The sequence below is a fragment of the Bacillus sp. 01N42_2 genome, assembly GCF_056399565.1.
Genome location: NZ_JBFTRO010000008.1, coordinates 57,598 through 75,395, shown reverse-complemented (window position 1 = coordinate 75,395; position 17,798 = coordinate 57,598). Strand labels below are relative to the sequence as shown.

The window sequence follows — 17,798 nt, the reverse complement described above, 5'->3', positions numbered from 1 at the left end:
TTCTTTTTTTGTTTATACTTCAACCACCCATCTGAACGAATCCGGCACCTTCCCGACCTGGATGCCGGTAATGGTTTCATAGAGCCTTTCTGACACTTCACCGATCAAGCCGTTATTCAGCTCAATTGTTTCTCCGTGAATGTGCAGCTCGCCGACCGGTGAGATGACAGCTGCGGTTCCCGTACCGAATACTTCTGACACCTCGCCTCTCATCGCGGCATGATAGATGTCATCAATGGCAACCCGTTCTTCCCTGACGCGGATGCCCCAGCTTTTTAACAGCTCTATCACAGATGCGCGGGTGATGCCCCCGAGGATACTTCCGTTTAGCGCCGGCGTTACAGCCTCTCCGTTTATAATGAAAAAGATATTCATACTGCCTACCTCTTCGGCATATTTCTTTTCCACTCCGTCGAGCCAAAGCACCTGATCATAACCCAGTTCTTCGGCTTTCCGCTGAGCCTGTAAACTGGCCGCATAGTTTCCGGACGTTTTGACATCGCCCACTCCTCCGGTGACGGCACGCACATACTCATCCTCGACATAAATACGGATCGGTTTCAGCTGATCGCCGTAATACGAACCGACCGGCGTCAGGACAACCATGAATTTGTACCGCTTGGAAGGCCGGACGCCTAAAGAAGGCTCGGTCGCAATCACAAACGGACGGATATATAAAGAAGTTCCTTTTTCTTTCGGAATCCATTCCTGCTCCAGCTCCACCAATTGTACCAATGCTTCCAGCGCAAGCTTCTCATCGAGAGGCGGCATGCTCATCCGCCGCAGCGATTTATTCAGCCGCTTTATATTTTGGTCAGGACGGAACATCAATGCCCGACCGTCTTCTGATCTGTAAGCTTTCAGCCCTTCAAATACGGCCTGCCCGTAATGGAAAACGGATGCGGACGGATCAAGATGAACCGGTTCATATGGTGTGATTCTCGGATCATGCCAGCCTCTTTCTTCTTCGTAATCCAAGACAAACATGTAATCAGTGAAGTACTTGCCAAATCCCAATGAAGCGGAATCCGGTTTTTCTTTTCTAGCTGTGACCTTACGTCTTTCAATCAGTTGATTCAACAAAAGCACACCTTTCTTGTAATTGTTTAAATTTTCAGTCTTTTATAAGCTGCCTGTTTTCTCTGCCTGAATCGTGTGCACAGATATATGAGGATGCAGTTGACCGTATCATATCAAATATACCACTTATAAGAGGATAATTATCAAAATTTTTGATATTTTCAAGCGAAAATCTAACTTTATTTTATTCTCCTTCATTTTTTTCAATGAGGACTTTCTGTCATATTAAATGATTGCGCTTACATAATGTAAAGAAATCCTCTCTTTCGCAAAGTCAATTTTGTGACAAATTTATGGCGGAGAGGAAGGTGGTTGCCGCCTGCTTCACGAATTACGTAAGAAATGCGCAAGTAAAAGGGGGATTCGCTTGAAAAAATTTATCGCATTTCAGATTTTGATCGCCTTAGTCATCGGAGCACTGATCGGCCATTTCTTCCCGGATTTCGGGATGGCGCTGCGGCCCGTGGGAGACGGATTTATCCGCCTGATTAAAATGATTGTCGTGCCGATCGTGTTCTCGACCATTGTCATCGGAGCCGCCGGCAGCGGCAGTATGAAAAAGATGGGCAGTCTCGGCATCAAAACAATTATTTGGTTTGAAGTCATTACGACGCTTGTTCTGGGGCTCGGCCTCCTATTGGCAAACGTGCTGAAGCCGGGAGTCGGCCTTAACCTCTCTCACCTTGCTAAAAAAGACATTCACGAGCTTTCCGGCTATACGGAAAAAGTAGTCGACCTGAAACAAATGCTTCTTGATATTATCCCCGTTAATATCATTGACGTTATGGCGAAAAACGATCTTCTCGCCGTCATCTTTTTCGCGATCCTATTCGGTGTTGCCGCAGCCGGCATTGGCAAAGCCTCCGCACCTGTCATGAATTTCTTTGAATCAACGGCAAATATTATGTTCAAGCTGACGCAAATGGTGATGGTCACCGCTCCGATCGGCGTTCTTGCCCTTATGGCCGCCTCAGTCGGACAATTCGGAATCGCGCTTTTGCTCCCGATGCTGAAGCTGATCGGCACTGTGTTTCTCGGGCTGTTTTTGATACTCTTCATTCTGTTTCCGATTGTCGGGCTTATCTTTAAAATCAAGTACTTTGAAGTGCTGAAAATGATTTGGGATCTGTTTTTGATTGCTTTTTCCACGACAAGCACAGAAACCATTCTGCCTCAGCTGATGGATCGGATGGAGAAATACGGCTGCCCGAAGCGGGTCGTCTCCTTTGTGGTTCCGTCAGGCTTATCGCTGAATTGTGACGGCTCCAGTCTCTATTTATCGGTGTCATGTATTTTTCTGGCGCAGGCTTTTCATGTGGAGATGCCGCTTTCTCAGCAGCTTCTGATGATGCTTGTGCTCGTCATGACAAGCAAAGGCATTGCCGCCGTCCCGTCAGGCTCACTCGTCGTGCTTCTGGCGACAGCGAATGCCGTCGGTCTCCCCGCGGAAGGCGTCGCCATCATTGCCGGTGTCGACCGCGTCATGGACATGGCGAGAACCGGCGTCAACGTGCCCGGCCATGCGGTCGCCTGTATCGTCGTATCCAAGTGGGAAAAAGCCTTCACATATAAAGGGTCCGTCACGGCGGACCAGACCGCCCGGACAGAAAGTATGTAAACACAAAAAAGACCACCTCATTGGTGGTCTTTTCTATTAATCAATCGCCGCATGATCTTCTTTTTCAATCAAAGCAAGGCGTTCATTGATTTCTTCTTGAGTCATTTCGTGCTCTTTCACATACATATTGCGTTCGTTTGTACGGCATTCGTGACTGCAGCTGCGCATGTACTTGTATTCATTCTCAGGTGTGCAGATCATTTTTTTATTACATGCCGGATTTGCGCAGTTCACATAACGCTCGCAAGGCTCGCCCGTGAAATAATCTTTTCCGATAATGACATGCTCTACGCGGTTGACCGGTACGCTGATTCTTTCGTCAAATACGTAGCACTGTCCGTCCCACAGTTTGCCTTGGACTTCAGGATCTTTACCGTAAGTGACGATACCGCCGTCAAGCTGGGACACGTCTTCAAAGCCCTGCTTCAGCAGCCAGCCGGAAAATTTCTCACAGCGTACGCCGCCTGTGCAGTACGTGAGGATTTTTTTGCCTTCGAGCATATCTTTGTGCTCTTCAATCCAGTCCGGCAGCTCACGGAACGCCTCAATATCAGGTCTGACCGCTCCGCGGAAATGACCGAGGTCATACTCATAGTCGTTTCTGGCGTCAATCACGATCGTGTCAGGATCCTGCATTTGCTCATAAAAGTCTTTCGGTTTTAAGTGTTTGCCCGTCGTGGTATTCGGATCAACATCATCTTCGAGACGAAGTGTCACCAGCTCTTTTTTATGGCGGACAAACATTTTGCGGAACGCATGTCCGTCAGTCTCATCAATTTTGATCGGCATGTCGGCAAATCGCGGATCAGCTTTCAGCGCATTCATGTATTGATCCGTCTGTTCAACCGTTCCGGACACCGTACCGTTAATGCCTTCCTCAGAAATCAAAATACGGCCTAACAGACCGAGCTCCTTACAAAACTTCAAATGCTGAGCCGTGAATTCCTCAGGCTCATCAATCTTTACATATTTATAATAAAGTAAAACTCTATATTGTTTTTCCATGATTTATACACCCTGTTCAATTATATTAATGATCACGCACACTATACTATATCATACAGGAAAACGGGCGAAAGATGAACATTTCCGTCCGGACTCTTTCTTCCAGTCACGCTTCTCCTTTTATTACCTGCTGAAAATAAAACCGATACGTATTGCGCAAAAAGATTTCAAGTGAAAGGCCGGCGGCAGTCTGATACTTGCCGATGATAAACGGAAAACGATCACGGCCTTTTTCGCGCAGGACATCGGCGCTGTCTTCACCCAGTTCCGAGATGAGCGATTCGATGACAGGCCAGCAGACATCCCGCGCGGCTTCCAAAGCTTGCTGATTGCCTGTAAGCCGGTATTGCTCTATCAGCTTTGCCAAATCCTTTTCTTCCATATTGTTCACTTCCTTACACCATATAAAAAAGAGGAGCAGCTTTTATAAAGCGGACGCCTCCTCCTGTGACTCCGCATAACCGATGATCTGGCCGACCTGTAACTCCCGGCCTTCAATGAGGTTATCCGAAGGGGTAAACATATCCTTCTCAAATACTAAAATAACGGTCGATCCAAATGAAAAATAGCCCAGCTCTTCACCCGTTTCAAGCCTGTTTCCGGTGTTTGTCTGAACGATGGAATTAATATTCATCGCACCTACCGGAATCATGAGCATCTGCTGGTTACCACGGGTGAGCTCGTACACATAACGGTAATTTTTTGAGAGCACGTCTTTCCCATACTTCAATCCCATCGTATTGACGGGATAGGAGCGTTTCCCCAGCTCGGCCAGCTTCTGATACGTACAGCTGATGGGGGAATGGAAGCGGTGGTAATGTCTCGGGCTCAGATAAAGCACGGCAAAACGGCCGCCGTTGTATTTGTGATCGGCGCTTTTAAACCCCGTCAGTTCAGCGAACGAATAATCCTTCCCTTTTACCATGAAGGTTTGATTCGGATTAATCATGCCCACCGTCTGAACGACGCCATCCACAGGACTGACGATGGCGTTCTTCTCTTTTGCCACGGGGCGGAGATTCAAATTAATATCACGAATGAAAAATGACGCCAGTGAATCAAAGTCAGAGGCTGTCCGTTCCGTTTCATTCCAGTTGATGCGATAGTGTTTGGAAAACAGCGGAATCATCGGCTTGCTCAGTTTCGATTCACAGAAGTTTTTAATGAGATGGGACGTCAATCGATTATTAGTCAGTTCAATCAATGAACGATAAAGAACTTTAGCAGCAGTATTAAACATTGATTACTCCTATGAATTTTCCTATAGTAATAAAAATAAAACACCATAAAAACGCTCCGATGGCGGCGAAGCATAAGTAGGTTTTGAAATCCATTCTGCCGATTCCGGAAAAGTAGCAGGTCACGTGTCTGATGCCTGGGATGAAATAACCCAAAATAATGGTGTACGGCCCGTACTTTTTCATCCACCTGTCTACTTTCTCCATCCTCTTTTCCTTCAGGCCGACCCATTTTCCGAACTTATTAATAAACGGCCGGCCGGCTTTTCTGCCGATGAAGTAGCTGATAATCATCCCCAGGAGAGCTCCGATAAAGCTGATCAGAATGGAGAGCTCATAATTCAGCACTTTTATATGGGCGAAGTAGCCCACAAGCGTCATCATGACTTCATCCGGAATAGGCAATCCGATAATACCAAGTGTCAGCATGAGAAAAATCGCGATATATCCGTAATCGGAGATTAATTGCTGAACTAATTCCATCTTCTGCTCTCCAGGTTTTCAGGCGCCTGTTTTTTAAAGTGGGGAAATTTAATATTGCTGACCATTAAATAACCGAGCGCGATCGTTCCCGCCCCCAGAAGAAAAGCGTTATTGATGAAGCTCAAAATGACAAGACACATCCCCGCAAACGGAATCGGCATCCCGATAAACGTCGGCAGCTTGCTTTGTCCGATATTAAATCTCGAGAGCCGGATCATTCCGCAGATGCTGTAGGAAAGCGCGATTAAAATTCCGATGAACGGAAGCGTATATAGTGAAACAGTGTAAGCAAGCATAGACGGCGCCACGCCGAACGTCACGAGATCAGCAAAAGAATCAAGCTCTCTTCCCATCTCCGATACCGCGTTCAGCTTACGGGCGGCCAAACCGTCAAAAAAATCGAGAAACATCCCGATGAAAATAAAGATCACCGCGGAGTGAATATTATGATACAAAAGGGAATGAATCGATAGAAGCCCGCAAATAAAATTTCCAATTGTAATCATACTAGGTATATAATTCACAGTTTACACAAACCTCCAATTAAAACCATATCAAATCGGACTGCGTATGCATAAAGACTCCATTTTACGGAAACATAAAATGAAATTCTTTCAATGCTATCATTCAAATTCTTTTATTATACAGCATTTGGTGTTATTTGAACAATCTAATCTGGTGATTTTTGTTTTTTCTCCGTTCATATTAAGGTAAGCAATCAGGGTTATCTCTATTCCGGATTACCCTGCTTAAATATTCCATGCCGATGATACGGTCTGTCTGCGCTTCACGAATGAAAAGCCGTATGATGTATAGTTATTTCCTTCTCCGTTAAATGAGAACATTACATATAACGATTGCGGACATAAAAAGTTTCATGAATGAAAAAGCCGGCACAAAACGGCCTCATACATTATCTCACAACCCCGTTTTCCAGTATATAGTCTGCCCACACAAAAAAGGCGCCTTACCATTACGGTAAAAACGCCTCTTAAGATAGGTTTATGTAACAGATAAATGACTGAGTGCTTCGGCCGCTCTTTCTCTCGCCTCTTCAACCGTCTCGGCTGCAGAAAGCGCAACCGCCATCCGGCGTCCGGCTTTCGTGACAGGTTTTCCGAATATGCGGACCTGAGTGCTTTTTACCGCCAAGGCCTTCTCCACACCTTCAACCGCGTAATCAGCAAGCTCTTTGGGCGCCTTCAGCGGACGGCTTGCCCCCGGCGACAGCTGTGTGATTTCCGGAATCGGGAATCCCATTATCGCACGGACATGCAGCGCGAACTCTGACAAATTTTGCGTCACAAGTGTGACGAGGCCCGTATCATGCGGACGGGGAGACACTTCGCTGAAATATACCTTATCTTTAGTAAGGAAAAGCTCAACCCCGAACAAACCGTATCCGCCGAGTGAGTCCGTTATGCTTTTCGCAATGTGTTTCGCCTCTTCAATCTGCTGTTCTGTCATATGATGAGGCTGCCACGATTCAATATAGTCACCGTCTTTTTGTTCATGTCCGATCGGTGCGCAAAAGGATGTACCGTTCGCCGCGCGCACTGTCAAAAGAGTGATTTCGGATTCAAACGGAATGAATTCCTCAACGATGACCCGGCCGTTTTTCACCCGGCCGCCTTCCATCGCCATATTCCAGCAGCTTTCCAGCCCGGAAGCCGAGCGGCACACGCTTTGCCCTTTTCCGGAAGAGCTCATCAGCGGCTTCACCACGCACGGAAAGCCGATTGTTTCCGCCGCTTCTTTAAATTCTTCATATGTATTCGCGAATTCATAGCCGGCAGTCGGAAGGTGCAGCTTCTCTGCCGCAAGCCGTCTGATGCCTTCACGGTCCATCGTCAGCTTCGCCGCACGCGCATTCGGGATGACGTGAAAGCCTTCTTCCTCAAGCTTCAGCAGCTCATCCGTCGCAATGGCTTCCACTTCCGGTACGATCAAGTCCGGTTTTTCTTTTTCAATGACTTCTCTGACCTGCGCTTTATCGAGCATATCGATGACATAGCTTTTGTGCGCGGTCTGCATGGCAGGGGCATGCTCATAGCTGTCAACGGCTACAGTGACAACCCCGAGCCGCTGCGCTTCAATGACGACTTCTTTCCCCAGCTCGCCTGATCCCAATAACAACATCTTTTTCGCCTGATACATGTCCTTTGGCCCCTCCCTTTCTATACCTCCCTCATTATAACGGAAATATTCAAAAAATAAAGACAAGACAGATAACCAAGCTCTATCCTGTCTTTTGCGCTGATTCGAGCGATTCAATCGCCGCTGACACGTCCTTCTCGCCATATTGCCCCATTAAGCATAACGATTCTTCCGCCCGGCAGGCGTGAGAAGAGATGCGGCGCTTGGCTTCCTCATGCATGTCACGGATGCCGAGATCTTGGAGACTGACGGGAAATCCGAGCCGGCGGTAAAACGGAAGCAGCTCTTCAATCTCATGTCTCCGATTCTCAAGCGCAAGCTGCACCAATATGCCGTAAGCAACCTTCTGACCGTGCAGCACCTGATGTGTCTCCTGAATAAAGCTGAGTCCGTTGTGCACCGCATGCGCCCCTGCCATCCTGCACAAACGGCCCCCATAGCCGCCGACCGTTCCCGCGAGCATAATAATCGTTTCCGCCGTCTGGATGAACGGTACTGACAGCTCACCTTTCTCCATGCTTACGACGGCTGCTTCACTGTAACGCAATAACAGATCACGAATATATTCCGCCTGCCTCAGCCCCGCCTGAGCCATCAGCGGCGCCGTCCCCGTATTTCTGATGACCGCTTCGGCCTCATACCATTTCGCCAGCGTATCACCGATCCCGCTTTTCATATATTCAATGGGAGAGGAAAGTAAAAACAGCGGATCAACAAGCGTCAAATAGCTTGAACGCTTATGATAATCCACTCTGATAAAATTGCCGCTCTCATCATACATGACACTTAACGGCGTACTTGCGGCACACGTTCCCGCGATGGAAGGAACCATCACAGTCTCAATATCAAGCCGGTCTGCCGCCGCTTTTGCCAAATCCAACATCGTGCCGCCTCCGATACCGATGATCACATCCGCATCTTTCGCCTGCTCACAGACCTTACGCACCGCCTCAGGTGAACAGTATCCTTTATGCTGAATCACATCCCAGGAAGAACCGCCGCTGTAATCGGAGAACGCCTGATAGGATTTGATTCCGGTCACAATCACGGGTTTTCTGAATATCTCCAGCAGCCCCGGAAGCTCTTTTGCGATTCCTTCCTTACATATATATTGATTCGGGCCGCTTCGCACGATATCTTCAGGCTTCATTCGAATCTCTCCTCTGGCTGGAATTTATATATATTTTCTCACTTGTCAGAAAATACATCAACCGGAGGTGCATCAGCGCTTCGCTTCCTCCGCCTCCAAAAACAGCTCATCAAGCCGCTCCAAAGCCTCTGCCTTTTCAAAACTGCTGAACCACAGATCATCATAAGAATCCAGGATGCGGTAATGGTGGGAAATCAAATGCTGCTGCAAGCGGAACTCACCTTTTTTCTCGATGGTTTTCCACCACACCTTGCCGCCCATCGTCTTCCCCTTCGGCCTGTCAATTGTGCGATGGGCAACCGCTTCAATGACCTCCAGCGGATCATCTCCTAATACGGATTGCAGTGTTTCACTTGATCTGAAAAGCGCGCAAACCGCCACAACATGCGGCCATTCCGCAAGCGCCCGCCCTTTCTCAATCTGCACCAGCGCCTTTTTGGAAAGACCGATCACATCCGCCATTTTCTCTTGCGTATAGCCTCTCTCCGACCGGATTTTCTTCAGCTGGACCGAGACAAGCTCAGTCATATAATCTTGATCCATCTCAACCTCCATATTTATCAATATAGCCATTTTACACCGCGTGACGCCTTTTTTATATCGGTACATTTTTAAATGAATCAAAAGAAGTGGTAAAAAAGTACCATTTTCCTCTTTTTCTCAATTTACGAACAGAAATTGGCATCCTCATGGTAAAATACGGTCGGAGAAAATCAGGCGAAAGGACACTGTATATGAAATTACTCGAAACCAATACTCTCATTCAATCAGCAAACAGCCGTCTGAAAGCTTATCAAAAAACGAAAGATGACATGATTGCTTTAAAACAGCAGTTTCACGGCATTGCAAATACGGACGCCATGTCAGGGAAAGGCGCGGACGCCATTAAAGCCTTCTATACTGAACAGGCCGCCGGAGCAGAGCTTTGGCTTGATCTCTGCGACATGAAAATTACTTTTTTCAAAAGCATCCCAAGAGAAATAGAACAGGCGGGCTTCGGCCGGCATGACTTGCTGGAAGAATCGTTTCTTGATAGTGAGCTTAAGCATGCCGGGCAAAGAGCTTACCATATCATTGATGGCCAGCATGATGAGATCAGCCGAATTTTAGGATCAATTGACGACATTTTGTCCTTATCACCGTTTGACAAATCTTCGGTTACCGGCAAACTTGATGCCTCCGATCACAAAAAACGGCAAACAGCAGAACACTTACATAAACTCGACGCAAAACTGGTTCACGAGTACGCTCAATCTGAAGCGCTTGAACACGAAGTTGAAGCCTTCTTCCGGGCGCTGGCCGACTTAACAAGTAAGGCAGGAGGTCCGCAATCTTTTAACACCAAAGCATTTCACGATACTGACGTATATAAAAGAAAAGACAGCATACAAAAACAAGCCCATCAATACATCAAAATGAAACAGCAGGAAGAAACCGCCTTTTTACAGAAAAAACTGGACCGCATTTCTGACCCGGATGAATATATAAACATTGCAGAAAAACTCGGGGCTGACAACATGAGCGCCGAACAATTACAATATTACTCAAGCCTCGTCCAGCTAAAAGTCATGCGCCAAGCCGGACAAATGCTCGTCGACGGGGCAAAAGGCATTACGCTGGGGATATGGGATGCAGGAAAAGACGCCGTCATCGGCGCTTACGATTTCGCAATCTGGCTGCAAAGAGCACAAGGACACGCAGGAACAATAGAACAGGCCAAAGCCGGACAAGAACTCATCGGCGCCATTTACAATGCACCGGAAACATTCGATTATATGGTTCAATCCTTCAAAACTTCATGGAATGAAAACATCATTCACGGTGACACCTACAGCCGCACCCACTATATCGCTTACGCTGCTGTCTCCCTCTTAGGAGCAAAAGGCGCCGGAGAAGTCACCGGAGTGACAAGGGCCGGGAGATTTGTGACGAAGGAAGCGAAGACCTTTATTGCGGATCAGAAAAGAACGTTTAAAACTGTTGCTGAAAAAACAAAACCCTACCTCAAAGAACCAAATGTCTTTCAACTGAACATGGTTTCACAAGGAGCAGGAGGTATTGAGTCTTCAGTTCTGAAGATGGGAAATGGATTGGATAAGAAGCAGGAAAGTGTTATGCGGATTGATGGCGGTATGGATGGGTTTAAAAAGAATGGAAACCTTGCATATAAAGAGGGGTATTATGTAGAACATCTAACCGGAGAAGTAAAAAAGTGCACCAAACGCCATGGTGTAAGCGGCGGACATAACTATGATGAATTCAAAAAGTACTTCCACAACAATGGACAATACAGATTAGAGGAAATTCGAAAACTTGAGCACCCCGAAATTAAAGGTGTATATGATATTGAATACAGGTTGAAAGTTGAAATAAAAGATTATCGGGGACAAGGTACTGGTGATTTTAAATTTGTTCCTAAAGAAGGGGTCACGCCCCTTAAAAAAACCGTTTACGACCCGAAAGTAATTTCTAACGAGGAAATCGTGAGGTTAGGGAAGGAAGCAATGAAAGAAGGATTAAACAATAATCGAAAAAGAGCTTTAACAACACAAAAAAAAGAGAAAATATATGGAATTTCAAGCGAAGGGCTTAAATTTGAAGGGATTAGAAATATTGAAACTGGAGAAATTGATAACTTTTTTCCAGTAATCGAATTCGAAAAATAAAGGAGCAAGTACTGTGGACCATATTTTTCAGGATAGCAAATTATGTATTGAATACTTCAAAAAACGAAATCTACATAAAAGTCATGTAATAGATGTTTTGGTAGAATTTATTTTCCTTTACGATTTTCAAAACATTCTTAAAGGTTTTCTTAAAGAAGATGTCGTAAGGCGAGATACAATCGGAGTGGTCTTCTCAAGTGAGTTCGATAAAGATGATGAAGAGTACTTCGGTGAAAATAAAGTCTTATTCTACTACGGTACAGACGAAGATGGAGAAGATATCGTAACACACGAAGAACTATACAAATACGTAAAAGCGGCATGTGAATTTTATATTGAAAGACATCCCGAACAATCTGCAGATACTGAAAATCTCTTGTTACAAATAAAAGCAAAATATCAAGAGTCATGAAAACTGTTGGTGATATAGTTAAATCAAGCACTAGTAAACTAGATAATCTAAAACAGCACACATTTTTGGGAAAAGCTTATGACAAGTGAATAAATTCTCTTACTTCTCGCATTAGATCTATTTAAAAAGTAGGTGCAAACCAATGAGAAGAAAAATGAAAGACAGATGGAACGACGATGACCGTATTTACCTAGGCTTATCTATAAAAGAGAAACTTTTCCCAACGATATTGGGAGGTATTGTCGGGGATGCACTGGGTGTACCCGTGGAATTCAAGGACAGGAATTTAGAAGTAAACGGCATGACCGGATACGGTACTTACAATCAGCCCCCGGGGACGTGGTCAGATGATTCATCATTGACATTATGCTTGATAGAAAATTTAATTGAGGAAAATGGCGAAATTGAATTGATGGAAAAATTCACCTCATACCGGGAAGATGGTTATTGGACACCGCACGGCCATATGTTTGATATCGGTCGAACAACTGATGAAGCCATTGAGCGCTTTTTAAAAGAGAAAAACGTTCGTCAATGCGGCGGAATCACTGAGTTTGATAACGGCAACGGCGCGTTAATGCGCATTTCTCCTTTAGTTTTTATCTTATGCAATGAGAAAGACTTCACGACAAGAAAAAGGGAAATTGAACGGTGGGCGGAATTAACACATGCGCATCCAAGATCTACACTAGCCTGTATTGTTTATATACAATTTCTCATCCATTTATTTAATAATAATACTCCAGCTCGGGCATTTGAACGAGCAACAGGAACCTGCAGGTCAGAACTATCCAAGGATATAAAATATAGAGATGAATTGGTACATTACAGACGCGTGTTTGATCAATCTATTTTAGATGCGAAAAAAGAAGATATTATCTCTGACGGCTATGTTGTGCATTCTCTTGAGGCTGCATTGTGGTGTTTCTTTAAACATACAAACTATAGGGATGCAGTCTTAGAAGCAGTTAACCTGGGAGGAGATACAGATACTATCGCTTTTCTTACAGGTACGTTAGCCGGCATGTGCTATGAGATCAATAGTATTCCAGAAGAGTGGATTAATAAACTGACAAGAAAACAAGATATTTTAGACCTATGTGAAAGATTTTTTCAATATTGTTATAAGAGAGCGGCTCAATAGATTTAAGCAATAAACAGATCGTGATGGCGATCTGTTTTTTTCTCGTCATACGTTTGCCACCTATTAATGAACGCACACTACATGTAATGGAGGGATTGCAATGGACGAAATGGTCCTGGAAACACAGCAATGGCTGAATGAGACGTACAAAGGCAGACACGGGTACAACAAAGTGCCGGAAAACGGAAAAACGGGCTGGGATACCATTTACGGTCTGACACGGGCGCTTCAAATCGAGCTTGGTATTTCTGAACCTGCCGATAACTTCGGACCGACGACACAAAGATTGTTTAAACCGTTGAAAAAGCAGGCTCCCGATTCTAAGCCGACAAACATGAATTACATTCTGCAAGGGGCGCTGTGGTGTAAAGGATTTAACCCGGGCGGATTTTCTGGCGTTTTCTATGAAAATACCGAAAGCGCTGTGAAAGAGTTTCAAAAAGCGGCCGGGCTCACTAAGCAAGACGGCATCGTCACGGCACTCATTATGAAAGCCTTGCTGGATATGAGCGCTTTTCGGTTAGTAGCGGGCGGCGACAAAAAAATCCGCCAAATCCAGCAGAACCTGAACAGGGATTACAATGACTACATCGGCTTGATGCCTTGTGACGGCTTATATGCCCGCGATACAAACAAGGCTCTCATTTATGCCCTCCAAAAAGAAGAAGGCATGAGCACAAGCGTCGCCAATGGATTTTTCGGGAACGGAACGACCAGCTTATGTCCTACCCTGACTCCCGGCGATTCACGGACAGGCTTTGTTTTGATTGTTCAATACGCGCTTTACTGTAATGGGAAATCATTTGACCCCGGTGAATTCGACGGAAAATACGGCGTCGGCGTTGTATCGGCAGTGAAAGCTTTCCAAGCGTTTATGTGCCTGCCGCAAACAGGTTATGCGGACATGCCGACGATTAAAGCTTTATTATCAAGCTCAGGCGACACAACGCGGGCTGCTTCGGCTTGTGACACTGCTGCAATTATAACGGCAGATACCGCTAAAACTTTACGTGAGAATGGCTATAAAATCGTGGGAAGATATTTGACCGGGAATGTGCGGACAAGCAGCGGACTGACATCGAAAGCCTTGACGTCAAAAGAGCTTTCCACTATTTTCGATGCCGGCTTAAGCGTTTTTCCGATTTATCAGGACGGCGGCTATGAATCTTCTTATTTTGTAAAAGATCAAGGAACGAGAGATGCGTACAGCGCTGCATCAGCCGCCCGAAGATTAGGTTTTCCGTCAGGCACGACCATCTACTTTGCCGTCGATTTCGATGCGTATGATTATGAAGTCACAAATAAAATCATCCCTTACTTTCAAGAAATCAAGTCAGCTTTTATGAAAATGCAGGCGTTTTCAACTGCGCCGAAATATGAAATCGGGGTATACGGACCGAGAAACATTTGTATCCGAACGGCAGAAGCAGGTCTGACCAAATATAGCTTTACAGCTAACATGTCGACCGGATTCAGCGGCAACCTCGGATACCCGATGCCGAAAAACTGGGCTTTTGATCAATTTTATGAAGGAACGATCGGAAGCGGAGCGGGAAAAGTCGCCATTGACAAAGACGGTTACTCCGGAAAAGATTCAGGTGTAAGCAGCGTCCATCCGCCTTCTGATCCTGTGTATGACGCAAGACTGCGTACACTGACGGACATTTTAACAACCATTCCCGCTTTAGAAAATGTACCGAATCTTGCGAATGCCATGTTTGAATTCGACAAGACTGAAACCATTTATGCATCACCTGAAATGGATATTCTTTTATCAACTTCACTTTTGGCAACAGTGCCGAGTGAAGGTTCTCCCAACACAGTTACCATTACAAATGGCAAACCGGGAGCTTATATTACCGGTCTGATGGGAGATTCACAAGTCTCTTTTACAGCATCACAAATTGATTCCTATCAAAACCTGCTTAATAGTCTGAGCTTGTCAGTCCGCAACGGTTATTTAGAAGTATACGTCAATCCGGCTGCGGGATCGCTGAATATTCAATTTAAAATCTATACACCTGATATTCCGGTCGGTGACAGTGCTACAACTGGACTAACAACGACCATTACATTTAAAATAAAACAAAAGAGCTTCAGACTGCCGGATTCCGAAGAGGTTTACTCTCCGGATTGGGATTCTGTCGTGAATACCATGGCCATTGCAGGCGCAGGAATTATTGTTATTGTAGGTATCGGTGCTTTAGTCGTTTTAGCGCCTGAATTAGGGGGAGCTGCAGCCTTGTTCAGCACGGTTTTATCACTATTTCTATAATTGAACAGGCAGCTCCTTGCTCCGGGAATGCTCAATGAGTATTCTTGGAGTTATTTTTTAAGGAGGATTCGTATGAAGATTGACATGCAGACATACAAGGAAACCGTTCAAAAAATAGAAAGCGATTTGCTTCCGCGAAGTCAAAATGACAAAGAACTGCTTACATATTTAACGACACAAGATTCGCTCACACTCAATCAAATGAAAATGTGTTTCACTGAACCGCAGCTCACCTTCAACCATACAGTCAAGATTGTATGCACAGTCACTTTCATCACGTTATATATCTTTTTTTTCAGCACTCATTTTAATGATTTGATTGAAATGGCGCTGCAAATGGTTTTTGGTCTGGCCGGCCTTGTTTGGATTTTTGCCGTATTCCCGTTTTCAAGGAAAATCCAAGTGTCTGACCGTTTCAGACAAAAATCTGAAAACACCCGTATTACCGGAATGATAGACTTCGTCCTCGAACAAAGATACAAAGACATGATCAGTTAAGAAACCCCTCCGCTTAAGGGGTTTTTTATTATGCAATCCTTTCATCCCCCTTGCCAAAAAAGGCTCTTCCCCACTGGAAATAACCGGAACACCCAATTTCATTCTCAATATAATGTGGTAGTGGATCTGTAAAGAAAGAAGGGCTACATGATGGGTATCATTAATGGCAAAATGTATATTGACCGATTGAACCAGCTTAAAAATGAGATTTGGCTTGACGGTGAAAAGATCGAGGGACTCATTTCTGAACATCCCGCATTTAAGGGCCTTCTGGAAACGAAGCGCTCTCTTTATGATTTGCAAACGAAACCGGGCATGAAAGACGAGATGACATACAGTCTCCCCGGTAAAAAAGAGCGGGCCGGGCTTTCATACCTGCAGCCGAAAACGAAAGAAGACGTTAAAAGAAGAAGAAAGATGTTCGAGCATTGGGCCAGGCATACGCACGGAATGATGGGACGAAGCCCGGATTACATGAATACTGTCCTGATGAGCTTCGCCTCCTCTGCCGCGCTTTTGAAAGACCGGGAGCATTGTTTTCCGGAACATGTTCAGGCGCTGTACGAACGCGCTGTCACACAGGATCTTTCTTTTACGCACACGTTTATCACCCCTCAGGTGAATCGTTCACAAATGGATGTAAACGTATCACCAACACCGATCTCCGCAAAAGTCGTCGAAAAAAATGAAAAAGGCCTCGTCATTCACGGCGCCCGGATTTTGGCCACACAAGGCGGCCTGACGGATGAAGTGCTCGTGGTTTCCCTGCCTAAGATGTATTTTGAATCAGATGAAGCGTTCGCTTTTTCCATTCCTTCCAATACAAAGGGCGTAAAATTCATCTGCAGGGAATCTTTCGTACTGGGAAAATCATCATTTGATTATCCGCTCAGCTCAAGATATGAAGAAATGGATTCCATCGTTGTATTCGATAACGTTTTAGTCCCTTGGGAACGCGTATTTTTTTATGATAATTACGAGGCGGCTTATGATTTCAATATGAAAAGCTCTTTTAACGCTTTCGCATTTCACCAAGTCATCACGAGACAAATTGTAAAGACGGAGTTTCTCCTGGGTCTCGCCCAAACGCTCGTCGATGCGATAGATGTCAGCGAGTTTCAGCATATTCAGGCTAAGATGGCTGAAATCATCACCGGTCTGGAAACGATGAAAGCTCTATTGGAAAAGTCGGAGAATGATGCCGAAACAGATGAATGGGGATATATGCGGCCGAGTGTCACTCCGCTTCGTGTGGTCAGCGCGATTTTCCCTGACATCTACCCGCGCTTCACAGAGATCATTCAGCTGATCGGGGCAAGCGGAATGGTGACTTTGCCGACTGAAAAAGCGTTTCATTCAGACATCAGAGGAGACCTTGACCAATATTTACAGGCAACTGAATTGAATGCCGAGGATCGGGTGAAAGTGTTCCGTCTGGCATGGGATTTGACCATGAGCCCCTTCGGAACAAGACAGACACAATATGAGCGGTACTTCTTCGGTGACCCCGTCCGCTTAGCCAGCCATCTGTACAATAGCTATCCGAAAGAAGAACAGACCGCTGTCATCAAGGACTTCCTGAACATTCATAAATAAAACAAAGCAGAGCCTCATCTCTGCTTATCATAGCTGGATCGGCTGCCGCCGATCCTATTTTTTATTTTGACTGATCACCACCATCGTAATATGCGATAACGCGAAAGAGACAAGCGTGTACACAGCGGCCCATCCGATAAACGAGAAATTCAATACAGTAAAAGTGCATATAAGGCAAACGGCCAAAGCGGCAGCCGGCATAATAAACGCGTTTTTAAACAGATATGTTCCGGCGACTGACAAGATGATAATACAAAGCGGCAGAACACCGAACGCAAAATCCAATTCATCAATCAACAGAGGCACTCCTTTCCCTTTTCTTAAATCGGCCTACCACATCTTATGCCTGAGTACAAAAACAAGTACTTCAAATCCTTTCGCTCTCACGCTGATATTCCCTTCGGTGATTTATTCAAAAAAATGAAAACTTTTCTTAAAGCGTTTACATTTATGGCAGACTGTGATAATTTAAGAAA

The 17,798-nt window shown here is 45.3% G+C and carries 17 protein-coding genes; 7 read left to right on the top strand and 10 right to left on the bottom strand.

What is annotated here, in order from left to right:
- Positions 1-12: 12 nt before the first annotated feature.
- On the bottom strand, positions 13-1,080 hold the full coding sequence (locus AC1DN5_RS16280) for a branched-chain amino acid aminotransferase (protein ID WP_016936875.1): 1,068 nt from the start codon (positions 1,078-1,080) through the stop codon (positions 13-15).
- Between the two features lie 367 nt (positions 1,081-1,447).
- Between AC1DN5_RS16280 and gltP the strand changes: the two genes are divergently transcribed.
- Complete coding sequence (gltP, locus tag AC1DN5_RS16275) at positions 1,448-2,698, top strand: glutamate-aspartate/proton symporter GltP (RefSeq protein WP_342007325.1); 1,251 nt, start codon at positions 1,448-1,450, stop codon at positions 2,696-2,698.
- A gap of 36 nt (positions 2,699-2,734) precedes the next feature.
- Here gltP and trhO read toward each other — a convergent pair whose 3' ends face one another.
- The 8 genes from trhO to AC1DN5_RS16235 all read right to left on the bottom strand — a co-directional run bounded on the left by trhO (position 2,735) and on the right by AC1DN5_RS16235 (position 9,274).
- The gene (gene trhO / locus AC1DN5_RS16270) at positions 2,735-3,703 is read right to left on the bottom strand and encodes an oxygen-dependent tRNA uridine(34) hydroxylase TrhO (protein ID WP_016936877.1); all 969 of its coding nucleotides are present in this window, start codon (positions 3,701-3,703) and stop codon (positions 2,735-2,737) included.
- A gap of 106 nt (positions 3,704-3,809) precedes the next feature.
- Positions 3,810-4,085, bottom strand: coding sequence for a hypothetical protein (locus tag AC1DN5_RS16265; protein ID WP_366970012.1), 276 nt, complete (start codon positions 4,083-4,085; stop codon positions 3,810-3,812).
- 42 nt (positions 4,086-4,127) lie between these two features.
- Positions 4,128-4,943, bottom strand: coding sequence for a phosphatidylserine decarboxylase (locus AC1DN5_RS16260; RefSeq protein ID WP_016936879.1), 816 nt, complete (start codon positions 4,941-4,943; stop codon positions 4,128-4,130).
- On the bottom strand, positions 4,936-5,424 hold the full coding sequence (locus tag AC1DN5_RS16255) for a DedA family protein (protein WP_016936880.1): 489 nt from the start codon (positions 5,422-5,424) through the stop codon (positions 4,936-4,938). Before AC1DN5_RS16255 ends, AC1DN5_RS16260 begins: the two co-directional genes overlap by 8 nt.
- On the bottom strand, positions 5,415-5,948 hold the full coding sequence (gene pssA / locus AC1DN5_RS16250) for a CDP-diacylglycerol--serine O-phosphatidyltransferase (RefSeq protein ID WP_269775384.1): 534 nt from the start codon (positions 5,946-5,948) through the stop codon (positions 5,415-5,417). The genes AC1DN5_RS16255 and pssA overlap by 10 nt, the downstream gene beginning before the upstream one ends.
- A 478-nt stretch (positions 5,949-6,426) precedes the next feature.
- Positions 6,427-7,581 (bottom strand): phosphoribosylglycinamide formyltransferase 2, encoded by a 1,155-nt coding sequence (gene purT, locus AC1DN5_RS16245; protein ID WP_095241839.1) that lies wholly within the window; start codon positions 7,579-7,581, stop codon positions 6,427-6,429.
- 82 nt (positions 7,582-7,663) lie between these two features.
- Entirely contained in the window at positions 7,664-8,731 is a 1,068-nt protein-coding gene (locus tag AC1DN5_RS16240; protein WP_366970014.1) for an iron-containing alcohol dehydrogenase family protein, read from the bottom strand.
- 72 nt (positions 8,732-8,803) lie between these two features.
- The gene (locus AC1DN5_RS16235) at positions 8,804-9,274 is read right to left on the bottom strand and encodes a helix-turn-helix transcriptional regulator (RefSeq protein WP_016936884.1); all 471 of its coding nucleotides are present in this window, start codon (positions 9,272-9,274) and stop codon (positions 8,804-8,806) included.
- A 146-nt stretch (positions 9,275-9,420) separates the two neighbouring features.
- On the opposite strand from AC1DN5_RS16235, the gene AC1DN5_RS16230 reads away from it, so the two are divergent.
- The 6 genes from AC1DN5_RS16230 to hpaB all read left to right on the top strand — a co-directional run bounded on the left by AC1DN5_RS16230 (position 9,421) and on the right by hpaB (position 17,322).
- Positions 9,421-11,397, top strand: coding sequence for a T7SS effector LXG polymorphic toxin (locus AC1DN5_RS16230; protein WP_441397070.1), 1,977 nt, complete (start codon positions 9,421-9,423; stop codon positions 11,395-11,397).
- A gap of 13 nt (positions 11,398-11,410) precedes the next feature.
- On the top strand, positions 11,411-11,809 hold the full coding sequence (gene cdiI / locus AC1DN5_RS16225; protein ID WP_016936886.1) for a ribonuclease toxin immunity protein CdiI: 399 nt from the start codon (positions 11,411-11,413) through the stop codon (positions 11,807-11,809).
- A 142-nt stretch (positions 11,810-11,951) separates the two neighbouring features.
- Positions 11,952-12,953, top strand: coding sequence for an ADP-ribosylglycohydrolase family protein (locus tag AC1DN5_RS16220; protein ID WP_016936887.1), 1,002 nt, complete (start codon positions 11,952-11,954; stop codon positions 12,951-12,953).
- 100 nt (positions 12,954-13,053) lie between these two features.
- On the top strand, positions 13,054-15,228 hold the full coding sequence (locus AC1DN5_RS16215; protein ID WP_366970016.1) for a glycoside hydrolase domain-containing protein: 2,175 nt from the start codon (positions 13,054-13,056) through the stop codon (positions 15,226-15,228).
- A gap of 72 nt (positions 15,229-15,300) precedes the next feature.
- Complete coding sequence (locus AC1DN5_RS16210) at positions 15,301-15,726, top strand: hypothetical protein (RefSeq protein ID WP_045926326.1); 426 nt, start codon at positions 15,301-15,303, stop codon at positions 15,724-15,726.
- 150 nt (positions 15,727-15,876) lie between these two features.
- Positions 15,877-17,322: a 4-hydroxyphenylacetate 3-monooxygenase, oxygenase component gene (gene hpaB, locus AC1DN5_RS16205; RefSeq protein WP_016936890.1), complete on the top strand. Its 1,446-nt coding sequence runs from the start codon at positions 15,877-15,879 to the stop codon at positions 17,320-17,322.
- A 54-nt stretch (positions 17,323-17,376) separates the two neighbouring features.
- Here hpaB and AC1DN5_RS16200 read toward each other — a convergent pair whose 3' ends face one another.
- Positions 17,377-17,619, bottom strand: coding sequence for a DUF2651 family protein (locus AC1DN5_RS16200; protein ID WP_016936891.1), 243 nt, complete (start codon positions 17,617-17,619; stop codon positions 17,377-17,379).
- Positions 17,620-17,798: the final 179 nt, after the last annotated feature.

Bases quoted from the DNA above. Each gene is read 5' to 3' on its own strand.
- AC1DN5_RS16215 (WP_366970016.1), top strand. From the start codon at position 13,054: ATGGACGAAATGGTCCTGGAAACACAGCAATGGCTGAATGAGACGTAC.
- AC1DN5_RS16240 (WP_366970014.1), bottom strand. From the start codon at position 8,731: ATGAAGCCTGAAGATATCGTGCGAAGCGGCCCGAATCAATATATATGT.
- AC1DN5_RS16230 (WP_441397070.1), top strand. From the start codon at position 9,421: ATGGTAAAATACGGTCGGAGAAAATCAGGCGAAAGGACACTGTATATG.
- AC1DN5_RS16235 (WP_016936884.1), bottom strand. From the start codon at position 9,274: ATGGATCAAGATTATATGACTGAGCTTGTCTCGGTCCAGCTGAAGAAA.
- hpaB (WP_016936890.1), top strand. From the start codon at position 15,877: ATGGGTATCATTAATGGCAAAATGTATATTGACCGATTGAACCAGCTT.
- AC1DN5_RS16260 (WP_016936879.1), bottom strand. From the start codon at position 4,943: ATGTTTAATACTGCTGCTAAAGTTCTTTATCGTTCATTGATTGAACTG.
- trhO (WP_016936877.1), bottom strand. From the start codon at position 3,703: ATGGAAAAACAATATAGAGTTTTACTTTATTATAAATATGTAAAGATT.
- AC1DN5_RS16220 (WP_016936887.1), top strand. From the start codon at position 11,952: ATGAGAAGAAAAATGAAAGACAGATGGAACGACGATGACCGTATTTAC.
- purT (WP_095241839.1), bottom strand. From the start codon at position 7,581: ATGTATCAGGCGAAAAAGATGTTGTTATTGGGATCAGGCGAGCTGGGG.
- AC1DN5_RS16265 (WP_366970012.1), bottom strand. From the start codon at position 4,085: ATGGAAGAAAAGGATTTGGCAAAGCTGATAGAGCAATACCGGCTTACA.
- AC1DN5_RS16255 (WP_016936880.1), bottom strand. From the start codon at position 5,424: ATGGAATTAGTTCAGCAATTAATCTCCGATTACGGATATATCGCGATT.
- AC1DN5_RS16210 (WP_045926326.1), top strand. From the start codon at position 15,301: ATGAAGATTGACATGCAGACATACAAGGAAACCGTTCAAAAAATAGAA.